Raw genomic sequence first — 10,821 nt, 5'->3', positions numbered from 1 at the left:
CTTATAGCATAACTTTTTGAAATTTAACACTATTTATTTTGCATTTCGTATAACGCCCATTATGTTAAATGGCTAGTATAGAAGTTATGTTTTTACTCAAATTGAGCTAAAAAATAATCTTGTAAATATTCAATTGATTTGCCCTCATAGAGCAAAGAAAAATCACCATCGTGCTCTTCTAAACTTGAGCTGCCATCAATAACACCTAATACATTACTAATTGTATCAATCATTACTTGTCGTAAGATTGAGAAAAAGATTTTCTTATGTTCGTCTGGTAAAGTATTAAAAAAACTTATTGCTTCAATAAAATACGGATCTTTTATTTTTGATGGTGAGTAGTCAGTGAACAATCCTTTATAGATTTCTAGGTTTTCGTTAATAATCCCTTTTTTGAGCAGATTAGCTAATTCTTCTGAGTCCATACTTTTACCTTTATTTTAGTTTCGTATAACCGCCATTATGTTTAAATAAGAAAATTAGTAATTTATTTCTTATATTATTTATAGGCAGTATTATTAACCCACAATCCTAGCTTCGTAATAAAGCAAGTATAATCATCCTCAACGTCAAAGCTGTAAGTTTTTAATCGGAATGTCTCTGAGAGAACGTGAACACTTTCACCATTAACACATATTGGACTAGGTACATTATCATCACCTATACATTCGATAGGTCCTTCTAAGCCATATTTGATAAAAGTAAAATATTCAACATTTTCAATATCAAAACCTTTTTTATCCGCATTAAATATATTGCTAGGATGGTAACTTCCAGCCACATTTTCCATACTTGTTTTTCGTAATGGATTCACCATAAAAACAAGACCAATGATTTCTTGATCAGATGTTTCTATAGCTTGACCGTTCTTCAACTCATCCAAGCGCGTCCATCCAATATTCTTAACCCAGAATGTCTGATTAGACCTCAGCATATTACTGACCATTTTTCCTTTGCGAGAAAGTTGCAATAATTTGCTTTTATTTAATTTTGATAAATCTGTATTTGCTTTAATTTGGAAATAGGTTAGCTCCCAAATCTCACTATTCTCACAAGTAGATATTCTTATAACAGGTTTATAGCATAACTCTCCGTCACCATTTTTTGGCTTTGACAGTACTAAATCTCCGACTTTAATGTTCTGAATGGCGATTAAACCTTTGTCTGTATTTATACGTGTTCCAGCAGGAAAACCAGCCCCTGAATTAAGATATGAGTCCATAAGTCTCTCTTATATTTTTAATTTGATGATTAGTGAGCTTTCCTAAAATTAACATAATACACCTTATACGAAATCAAAAATGGGAGCCTTTAGCTCCCATTTTTACTACATTTTTTAAAATTTTAGGCATGTTGTACTGTGAGTTTTAAGCCTAAAGCATTCACTACACGATTAATCGTATCAAAACGTGGTGCTGAATCCTGACGTAGGGCTTTGTAGAGTGCTTCACGCCCAATCCCTGCTTCTTTAGCGATTTGAGTCATACCACGAGCTTTAGCAATTACGCCAAGAGCATGAGCTAATTCAGCTGGATCATTGTCTTCAAGAACCATGTTGAGATACATCAGAATGTCTTCTTCTGTTTTGAGTGACTCAGCCATATCAAAACTTGGTAAATCAGCGACTTTAACCATTTTAATCCTCCAATGTTTTCGATAGTTTGACTGCACGATCGATGTCTTGTTGTTGAGTCGATTTATCTCCTCCACCAAGCATTACAATCACTACGTCACCATGTTGGATGTAATACATCCTCCATCCAGAACCGAAGAATTCTCTCATTTCCCAAACGCCATCTTGGAGAGGTTTAATGTCTCCCCAGTTTCCACGTTGAACCTTATCTAATCGACGATTCAGGCGGATACGGGTCATATTGTCTTTAATGCCATCCAACCATTCATCAAATTCTGGCAGACGTTTAATTTCAATCATGAGGATTCCTTCTCTTCTCACCACATTGTATTCGATCGAATACAATGTGCAAGTAATTTATACGGACATCCATTAATTTCGTATAAGCGCCATTATGTTAAATCACTCTAATTTTTCATCTTAATAAAGTATTATTAATAACATAACGAATTAAATATAACTTTGATTTGAAGGCATAAAATGAAATTTTTCAAACTTGCATCTATTGCTCTAGGACTGATCTTTTCTATGGAAACTTTGGCAAATCCAACATTTTCAAATGAGTTATTAACAAAGGCTGAAAATGGTGATTCATCAGCACAATTAGAATTAGCCGATGTATATATACATGGTTACGGTATTGAAGAAGATGAAGCTCAAGCCGAAAGCTGGGCTATTAAGTCAGCGGAAAGTGGCAATATCTATGCAATGTATTGGCTTGGTGATGGGTATGCGACATATGCTGGTTTAGTTGAAGATATGGACCCAACTGATGCTGAAGAACATTATAAGAAAGCTTTTGTGTGGTTCTCAAAAGGATCTGACTTAAATCATACTGATTCTATGGTGGGTTTAGCTAATTTATATCGTAATGGTGAGGGAGTTACTGAAGATACTGCTAAGGCATTAGATTTATTTAAAAAAGCTGCGTCTCTTGGCAGTAAAGAGGCTATGAGGGATCTTGAATTTATGTATCGATATGGAATAGGTGTAGAAAAAAATTTAGATAAAGCAAAATTTTGGGAAGATAAGGCACAGATGTAACTATGTAGAATAATTAAAATTAACATAATACACCTTATACATACGAAATTTTAAAAATGTGATTATCTTTTTGATAATAAACAAAATTTAAAAATTTCGTATAGCCGCCATTATGTTAAATGGAGGAGAAAAAAAGCTATATTTTCTATTTTTTAAAATAAAATATGATCAGTAAAATCAGAATAATACCCAGTATGAAACCAATAACTGTTCTTTCCATAGCAAGTTCTCCCTATGATATCTATTCAAAATGAAGTTGATATTCATCTGTAGTTATTTTTAGCTTTAAACCTTTATATTTTCTTTTGGTAGAGCTAAGAGCAGATTCTGTAACTTCTGTATAAAATTTTGAGTCATTCATGAGATCATGAAATAACTTATATCCAATCAATAGCTTACTAGATTTTTTATTTTCTTTAAGATTTTCTTCTATTAACTGATCTAAATCTTTTACAGAAAAACTATGCATATTACCCTCCATAGTATCTTTCTGATAGAACACCATACAGGCTTAGCAAGAGGATTTAAAGCTTTATTAGATAATTGATATTTATGAAATTATGAGAAAAATAATATATTAGATTAATCTATCTAAAGTTAAGATTTTCTAAAATTAACATAATACGGATTATCCAAAATCAGCGAAGTATGGTTTTAATTTCCTGTTGGAAAGCCATGAAACATCCATTGTATTCCCCATACGACTGCTAGGATTAAGATTACTGAAACAATAATTTTTAATTCATACATTCTTTAAGGATTCCTAAAATTAACATAATACACCTTATACGAAATGCTTTGATTTATCCCTTCTAAATCATCAACTTATACCAAGCCGTTCCAGAGTTCAGCGCACTGGAACGGCTTTTTATTGATTCTTCACGTTCCACGCCTATTATTTAAGCAATGTTTCACGATTTTGATTAGCTCAATTGAATAATCAGGATGACTGGTCTTTTTCTTTTTGGCGTTTATCCAGCTCTTTTTTTCAGCTCCTTTTTATCCTGGTACGATGCGATCAGCATGATCGGGATCAACAGCGGGGCCACAATAATGCCAAGGGCAATGTCTTTCAGTTTCGGCATGATCTTTCTCCCTTAGTCATTATCAAAAACAGCATTCAGTACACGGCCAAATAAGCCACGTTTTTTGTGTTGTGGCACTGCCACATTCTGCAACGTGGCATGCTGTAGTGTTTGGGTGTGGTATGCCGTAGTTTCTTGCTGTGGCACTGCCACATTTTCTGCAATATTTAATTCATTATTCTTTTTATTATCATTGTCTTGTTGTGTTGTCGCATGCTGTGGTAGATCGGTGTCGCATGCCGTAGCATCTTGTTGTGGTGCTGCTGTGGCAGGTGCAACACTTTTCAGCTCAATGAGTGTTTGCATACGGTCAATTTGTTGCATTAACCGTTCTTCACGTTCTTGGTATTTTTTGACTTCATTTTCTAAATGGGCAATAAGTTTTTTTGTAGATTCATCACCTTCTTGCTTAGATGATTCAATTTTTTGAGATGTTTGCTCAGGTTCTCCAAAGCATCGGATGACCTCTGCTAGATCGAATTGTCCATCACTGGAGCGTGATAAACGTCCATTACGTACAGCTCTGTAAATGGTTGATCTATCCACATGAAATTTTTTAGATACTTCACTTAGTGATAACTTAGCCATTTACGGTGTCCTTTTTATTTGATGGCATATATCCCACTTTTTTTAGGTATGGGTATAGTTCTTTTATTCGGTCAGGGTCTTGCAGCATCTCAGCAATACGAATAGCAAATTGCGGATAGCTTTCAGTTCCCTGGGAATAACGACCCATTTCAGGAAGTTCAGAAAGTTTATTTGCAAACATATGCCGTTGTGCATCAGTCATCTTCGTAAAGAGATCTAACGTATTCGGATCTCTTTCTATCGGTGGGTTGTCCTTCTTTTTCTGTTTAAAAGTAAAAGAGAATCCTGAAATTGATCGACCTCTTTTGTGTTGCTCATACTTCACAGTGATATCTGTATGTTCGTTAATTTGTTTAATAGCAAGCTCAAGTACACTAGTTTTAAAACGTTCCATACGCTTGTACTCTGTATCGAGTACGCCAATTCTTTGACGGAAATCACTTAGCTCTATAACAGGAGTAGAGCCAGTACTTCTCCAAGCAATTAATAATTCATATAAGCGAACAGCATAAGCACTGCTGAGATTACTAACTTGTTGCAATTCGTATTTAGTGAAATGCTCTTCTAAGCGTGTAATTAAGGGAACTATGGCAGGGGCAAAGATAAGTTTAACTACTGCTTCATTATCTACATATCCAATTTCACTAACCCAACGGGATCTATAGTTCTCAATATTCCCTCGTTCATTTATTTTTTGATAGCTAAATTGTCTTGCAAATAAATCATTACAGGCATCTTTTAATGCTTGATAAGCCGTATTGCGATGTACGCCAAATTGATTGATATAACCTTCTGCATGTACTTCAAGGGGATCATTAGCATTAATACCTTTCCCGCTTTCTCTTGCCTCAACAATGGCCAATAAAATTAAACGTTGTTCTACTAAATCTAAGTTATAGCTTGCATTAATTAAGGCATTGTCTTTTACAACTAATTCTCTCATGAAGCACCAGTATTATTTATTATGCTATGACACAATAATTAATTTTAGTGCTATAAGCAAGGTAAACGGTGTCATATTGCAAGGTAAACGGTGTCATATTGCAAGGTAAACGGTGTCATATTGCAAGGTAAACGGTGTCATATAGCCTTTGAAAGTATTACCAATAAAGGCTTTCAGCGTGTCTAAAAGTATTTAAAAACTTTAAAATAATTAAAAGCCCAGGAAAGGAAAAATTGCCCTCGGTTTTCGCTACGCTCAAACTCTATTGAACTTCGCTTTCGCTCAGTTCGTAGGGGCAATTTTTGGCTTAAAATTTCGTGACTTTTAAAAAAGAAAAGCAACTAGGAATTCGCTTCGCTCATAGAACTTTTTCACTCGCTTCGCTCGACATAAAGCCACCGTAATCAGTTCGCACCCATTCGGGATGCTCTGATTCTGAGTTCTTGATACACAGGGGAGCCTGTAATCAGGGAAAAACAGGTGAAAAAATTTAGATCCCTGTAGTTCGCTCGTAGACACTCGCTAAATGCTCTCATTTGCGATTTAAGAGTTTTTTCTTAACTCAACTATAAAATCTCTGTGGTTTAGCAAAACATCGCTAAAAACCCTATTTTTTTGCGTTTAAACAGCATTCACCAAGGTCGGTAATCGTTTTTATTTTCATTTTCTGGTTTTTTAGGCTCATTTTTCTGCTGTTTTTTCAATTCTTGGCGTTTTAAAAATGCCAAATGTTCTCGTTCGTGTCTTTCTTGTTCATAGCGTTGTTCTTTTTGCTCTCGTTCTTTACGTAATTGCTCTCTAAATTCACTTTCTCTGCGATCATTTTCAATTCTTCGTTGGCGATCTACTTCCGCTTGGCGTACTTGCTGCATTCTTTCTTGTTCAATTTTGAGATCATCTGCCCGTTTTGCTTTAAGGAGGGGACTCATATCATCATTAAAATCATGTAGGGTATCGAATGAATGAACGTACTCTCGTTTTAGCTTCTGCCAAAACGTGGGTTTTATCGTTGGTCGTTCAATCCCATTATTTTCCAGTATCTCTGAGCATTGACCTAAGCGTTGGACGACATTCTCAATATCGTATTCTTTAGCAAGTTGTTCGACCTCGGTTGCGTATTCTCTCCAGTTCTCATTTTTTGCCTGTTCTACTGATTTTTCAGTCGCATAAAAATCAGGTTTTTTTATATCTCTGTAAGTATGATGATAAGAGTCATAAAACAAATTATTGGTATGTAGGTAAAAATCGCTTTTGTTTTCTGCTAACCATCGTTTTGTCTTGGTGAGATTTGATTCAATCTGCTTTTGATTATCAGCAGCATTGCTTTGAATGGTGTAAAACTGATTGGCAAATTCTGCATAAATATCTTGGCACCGGATGAAGTCATCATATGCGTTGTCGATCTGTTGAACCTGTTGTTCTTGCAGGCGTTCTTCTTCTAGGTTAAGATTTACTAATTCTGCTAAAAGCTCTTTTTCTTCTGCTTCGGTTAACTGAAGTTCGTTTTCCAGCTGGGTAATCTGATCTTCTAATCGACTTGGAACAATAATTTCTTGATCAAGGCCCTTGATGATCTGTTGGTATTCTCGTGCAGCATCTAAATTTTTGGCTTTGATTGCATCATTTTCAAGTGCAATTCTTGGTAGCACAATTTCAGTGTTACGTTCTTCAAGCGGTCTTTTTTGTTCCTCGTCATATTGTCTGCGAAGTGCTGTAGCTTCATGCCCTTCATGATGAGTGGGTTCAAGAAAGTCTAAGCCCTGATCCTTGTAACTCCGGTGGTCGATGCGTTCGTCTAGTCCGGCATTTTCCAATACTGTGTTTACAACATTGGCAAAAGTTGCTCGGCTGTCCTTCAGGATCTCGGGACCATGGTCGTTGAAGATTCTTTGTTTCTTTCCTAATTCGCCTTTTTCATTGATGAGTCTGGTCGTGAACATCATGTGTACGTGATAGTTTTTATTATTGGTTTCATCGTTATGTTCATGTGGTGCATGGATGCAGGCATCGACAATAACATTGTGCTTGTTCACAAAGTCTCGGCAAAAGTCATCAACGATTTTTATGCGTTCTGCATCTGTTAATTCATGTGGTAAAGCACAGATATATTCTTTGGCGAGTCGTGCATTGGCTTTCATTGAGCCATTGGCATTGAATTCTTTTTTTTCTACTGTATTCCAAAGTGTTTGACGGTCTAAAAGTTTTGTATTGGTATGTTCTGGTGCATAAATATTTTTGTATGCAAGTCCCTTTTTTTTAGTGTAGTCCTGAGTCTTTCCAAAAGTCAGATCCTCTAATTTTTCACAGGCACGATAAGCAGCACAAGCAACGGCTGAACGTCCGTCACTTCGTGAGATGTTGCTTTCATTCAAATGAAAAATTGCCACTTTAAAAACCTAAATTTCTGCATACCGTGGTTTTGATTTTTGCAACTTTGAAAAAGTTGCTGACCATGCTAAAGCGAGGTCATGGGGTACAGGGGTTTCCCCTGTCGCAACGTCCACTTTTGAATGAAATGATAAAAGTGGGTAAGTGCGCCCTTCGTTTCACTCCGGGAAAACTTCGCTTCGCTACGTTTGATATTGCTCGCTTTGTTTTTTGACTCTATGATGATGTTTGATTATTGATCATCACGGTTTAATACTATGTCAGATATTCAAGAAAAGAAAGATGCAGTTTTAAAGAAACTCACCAAAGCACAGCAGAAAAAATTATCCCTGCAAGAGCAAATTGAGTATTTAAAAAAAGAACAAGAGCAGATCTTAGAACAGGCAAAACAGAAACAGAATGAGCTTAAACTCAAACAGCAAAAACTTTTAAGCGAAGCAAAAGCCCAAGAACGGAAAAATGAAACTAGACGGAAAATTTTGCTTGGCGCTTGGGTTTTGAATAAATTTAAGAATGATGAATCTTTTAAACATCAATGGGCTGATTTTGAGCAGTTTTTAAGTGCGGAAAGTAAGACAGAAGAAAATAGACAGAAAGATAAAGAGCTTTTTAATGATCTTTTTAAGGGATAAGTTCTAAATTTCATATAAGAGATTTTATGTTAAATAAAAAATTAAAAAGATTATTTGTATTTCGAATGTGAAAAAATCACTTTAAGTATAAAAAAAAATGGTTATGATGTTTTTAATATTTTGTATTGATGTGAACTAGTATGCTAGTAGAATTTTCTGTTGAGAACCTACTTTCCTTCAAGGATAGGTCTTCTTTTTCAATGGTTGCTGGCAAAGAAAGATTAAAAAAAAATCATGTAAATGAACCTTTTAATAAAATATCTACTTTGAAATTAGCAACTTTATTTGGTGCGAATGCATCAGGTAAGTCTAATATAATTAAAGCTATTGATTTGGGTAAAAGACTAGTTACGAAAGAAGTAGACCTTACTTCAAAAATGGCAAATAAATTTCGTTTAGTTGAAATACCAAATCCAATCAGTACACTTGAATATAAAATTCATCACAATGGCTACATGTATATCTATGGTTTTTCTTTTGATAATTTAAAGTTTACGGAAGAGTGGCTCTATTTATTGAAGTCTAAAGACGGCAAAGTAGAGCAAATTTTTGATCGTAAATTTGAAGATATGAAGCCTAATATTGAATTAGGTAATATGTTTGATAATGAAAATTTAATGACAAAAAACTTATTTGAATCTTATAAAGAGGACTCGCTTTTAATAAGTTTAATAGATCAATTTAACTTTACCAATGAATCTATTGGTTTAAAACATATGCAAAATATTTATGATTGGTTTAGTAATTCATTGACTATTATTTACCCTACGTCTAAAGCTAAAGAAGGCCTTCAACATGAATTAAATAGAAATTCAGATTTTAGAGAGGTATTTGCAAAATTTCTTAATGCTTTAGATACAGGCATTGATAAAATTGATTTTAAAGAGATAAAAAAAGAAAACTTACCTTTTCCAGATCAGTTCTTAGATAAAGTTATTTCCTCGTTATTAAAAAAAGGCAGTGAAAAAAACACAGCTTCAATTAGTGACCCTATTAAAGGAGAATTAGTTTTAGTTAATAAAGAAGAAGATGAAATTAAGTTTTATAAATTAATAACCCAAAGAAAAGTTGATGGTACTGATAAATTTATAGATTTTGATACTGCTGATGAAGAATCTGATGGTACGAAAAGATTATTTGATTTGATACCTATCATTTTATCTACAATGCAAGGTGGAAATGTTGTTATCGTTGATGAAATTGAAAGAAGTCTACATCCTAATTTGGTTCATGCTTTAATCAAATTTTATATAAATTTTTCAGAAGATATATATAGCCAAATAATTCTAGCTACGCATGAATCAGCATTATTAGATCAAGAACTTTTAAGACGGGATGAAATCTGGTTTATTTCAAAGGCTAAAAATGGTGCATCAAGCCTTCACTCACTTTCTGAATATAATCAAAGATTTGATAAAGAGTTACGAAAAAGTTATCTCAATGGCAGATTCGATGGAGTTCCAAATCTTTCAGAAATAGGAAGAAATGTTAAATGAGCCGTAGTTTTGAGCCTATTACCCGGTCTGAAAAATATAGAGAACCTAATAAATTTTTTTACATTGCTTGTGAAGGACATGTTACTGAAGTTGAGTATTTTCAAAAGCTCAATAATGTCGGAGAACTATGTAAATTCGTACATTATGAAAGGCCTGAAGAAGATAAAAATAATAGTTCCCCAAAGAATGTTTTCAATACTTTAAAGAGAAATGTCAAAAGTGAAGGGCTAAATCCTAAGACTGATGAATGTTGGATTATTGTTGATAGAGATAAATGGGGACGAAATTTAGCAGAAGCAGTACAAGAGTGTTTAAGTCATAATTACAGATTTTCAGTATCTTCTTCATGCTTAGAGATTTGGTTTATTATGCATTTGGTAAAGATTGACTCTTTAATTGATCCAATTAAGGATGCGCTCTTAAATAATCCTATTTTTTATATTAGGAAAGATAGGAAAAAACAAAAAGTCCAATTTTGTGAGAGTTATTTAAACTTTTTATTGAAGACACAATTAGACCAAAATTTTTCTTACGAAAAAACAAAAGCTTTACCAAATGAATTCTTTAGTAAAGAAAAAATTGCTTTTGCCATAGAGCAAGCCAAGGCAATAGAAGAAAGTATTACTGATCCAGATTATATTTATCCAACGAATCATATTGGATCTCAGCTATATGAATTATTGGAAAGCTTCTTGAAGTTTAATGAGGATAATCAAAAGTAGTTATTAATTCTCCCTAAAATTACGATAAAACGGATTATCGGAAAGGTTTCAGGCAATAAAAAACCCCGGCATCCTGCCGGGGTTTTTCGTATTGGTTCGCTCGGTATAACTCCTGTCGTACCTTACAGTCCTTGTGCGTATCTATGTTTTTATTATTGTGTGGAACTTCCTGTTCCTGATGAATCCATCATAGGAAATTGCAGCCAGGTCGTACAGGAGCAAAGGGCCGTAATTGACGTAAGCAAATGCGTACAGGACCGGCTAAAAACCGTCCCAGGTTTATCCGCAGT

General features: G+C 34.3%; 12 protein-coding genes. 4 read left to right on the top strand and 8 right to left on the bottom strand.

Annotated features, from left to right (window positions below; genetic code table 11):
* Nucleotides 1–92: 92 nt before the first annotated feature.
* The 4 genes from D9K81_RS17530 to D9K81_RS17515 all read right to left on the bottom strand — a co-directional run bounded on the left by D9K81_RS17530 (nucleotide 93) and on the right by D9K81_RS17515 (nucleotide 1,933).
* Nucleotides 93–425: a hypothetical protein gene (locus tag D9K81_RS17530; RefSeq protein ID WP_121523936.1), complete on the bottom strand. Its 333-nt coding sequence runs from the start codon at nucleotides 423–425 to the stop codon at nucleotides 93–95.
* 74 nt (nucleotides 426–499) lie between these two features.
* On the bottom strand, nucleotides 500–1,222 hold the full coding sequence (locus tag D9K81_RS17525) for a Hint domain-containing protein (RefSeq protein ID WP_078194509.1): 723 nt from the start codon (nucleotides 1,220–1,222) through the stop codon (nucleotides 500–502).
* A 122-nt stretch (nucleotides 1,223–1,344) separates the two neighbouring features.
* Nucleotides 1,345–1,635 carry an addiction module antidote protein gene (locus D9K81_RS17520; protein WP_086197743.1) on the bottom strand — a complete coding sequence of 97 codons (291 nt, stop codon included), beginning with the start codon at nucleotides 1,633–1,635 and terminating at the stop codon, nucleotides 1,345–1,347.
* 1 nt (nucleotide 1,636) lies between these two features.
* On the bottom strand, nucleotides 1,637–1,933 hold the full coding sequence (locus D9K81_RS17515) for a type II toxin-antitoxin system RelE/ParE family toxin (RefSeq protein WP_004647749.1): 297 nt from the start codon (nucleotides 1,931–1,933) through the stop codon (nucleotides 1,637–1,639).
* A gap of 228 nt (nucleotides 1,934–2,161) precedes the next feature.
* On the opposite strand from D9K81_RS17515, the gene D9K81_RS17510 reads away from it, so the two are divergent.
* On the top strand, nucleotides 2,162–2,677 hold the full coding sequence (locus tag D9K81_RS17510; protein ID WP_086197746.1) for a tetratricopeptide repeat protein: 516 nt from the start codon (nucleotides 2,162–2,164) through the stop codon (nucleotides 2,675–2,677).
* A 241-nt stretch (nucleotides 2,678–2,918) separates the two neighbouring features.
* On the opposite strand, the gene D9K81_RS17505 is transcribed toward D9K81_RS17510, so the two are convergent.
* The 4 genes from D9K81_RS17505 to mobQ form a co-directional block, all read right to left on the bottom strand.
* Nucleotides 2,919–3,146 (bottom strand): hypothetical protein, encoded by a 228-nt coding sequence (locus D9K81_RS17505; protein WP_086197745.1) that lies wholly within the window; start codon nucleotides 3,144–3,146, stop codon nucleotides 2,919–2,921.
* A gap of 628 nt (nucleotides 3,147–3,774) precedes the next feature.
* Nucleotides 3,775–4,350 carry a plasmid replication DNA-binding protein gene (locus D9K81_RS17500; RefSeq protein WP_121523934.1) on the bottom strand — a complete coding sequence of 192 codons (576 nt, stop codon included), beginning with the start codon at nucleotides 4,348–4,350 and terminating at the stop codon, nucleotides 3,775–3,777.
* Nucleotides 4,343–5,293: a replication initiation protein RepM gene (gene repM / locus D9K81_RS17495; RefSeq protein ID WP_121523932.1), complete on the bottom strand. Its 951-nt coding sequence runs from the start codon at nucleotides 5,291–5,293 to the stop codon at nucleotides 4,343–4,345. Before repM ends, D9K81_RS17500 begins: the two co-directional genes overlap by 8 nt.
* Before the next feature lie 632 nt (nucleotides 5,294–5,925).
* Nucleotides 5,926–7,680, bottom strand: coding sequence for a MobQ family relaxase (gene mobQ, locus D9K81_RS17490; protein ID WP_235831058.1), 1,755 nt, complete (start codon nucleotides 7,678–7,680; stop codon nucleotides 5,926–5,928).
* Between the two features lie 258 nt (nucleotides 7,681–7,938).
* Between mobQ and D9K81_RS17485 the strand changes: the two genes are divergently transcribed.
* From D9K81_RS17485 to D9K81_RS17475, 3 genes are all read left to right on the top strand, one after another.
* Nucleotides 7,939–8,313, top strand: coding sequence for a hypothetical protein (locus tag D9K81_RS17485; RefSeq protein ID WP_086322809.1), 375 nt, complete (start codon nucleotides 7,939–7,941; stop codon nucleotides 8,311–8,313).
* 140 nt (nucleotides 8,314–8,453) lie between these two features.
* Nucleotides 8,454–9,809 carry an AAA family ATPase gene (locus D9K81_RS17480; RefSeq protein ID WP_121523930.1) on the top strand — a complete coding sequence of 452 codons (1,356 nt, stop codon included), beginning with the start codon at nucleotides 8,454–8,456 and terminating at the stop codon, nucleotides 9,807–9,809.
* Nucleotides 9,806–10,531 (top strand): RloB family protein, encoded by a 726-nt coding sequence (locus D9K81_RS17475; protein ID WP_121523928.1) that lies wholly within the window; start codon nucleotides 9,806–9,808, stop codon nucleotides 10,529–10,531. The genes D9K81_RS17480 and D9K81_RS17475 overlap by 4 nt, the downstream gene beginning before the upstream one ends.
* Nucleotides 10,532–10,821 lie beyond the last annotated feature (290 nt).

The organism is Acinetobacter chengduensis (assembly GCF_003664645.1).
GTDB classification, from domain to species: domain Bacteria; phylum Pseudomonadota; class Gammaproteobacteria; order Pseudomonadales; family Moraxellaceae; genus Acinetobacter; species Acinetobacter chengduensis.
This window is presented reverse-complemented; position numbering and strand designations above follow the sequence as displayed.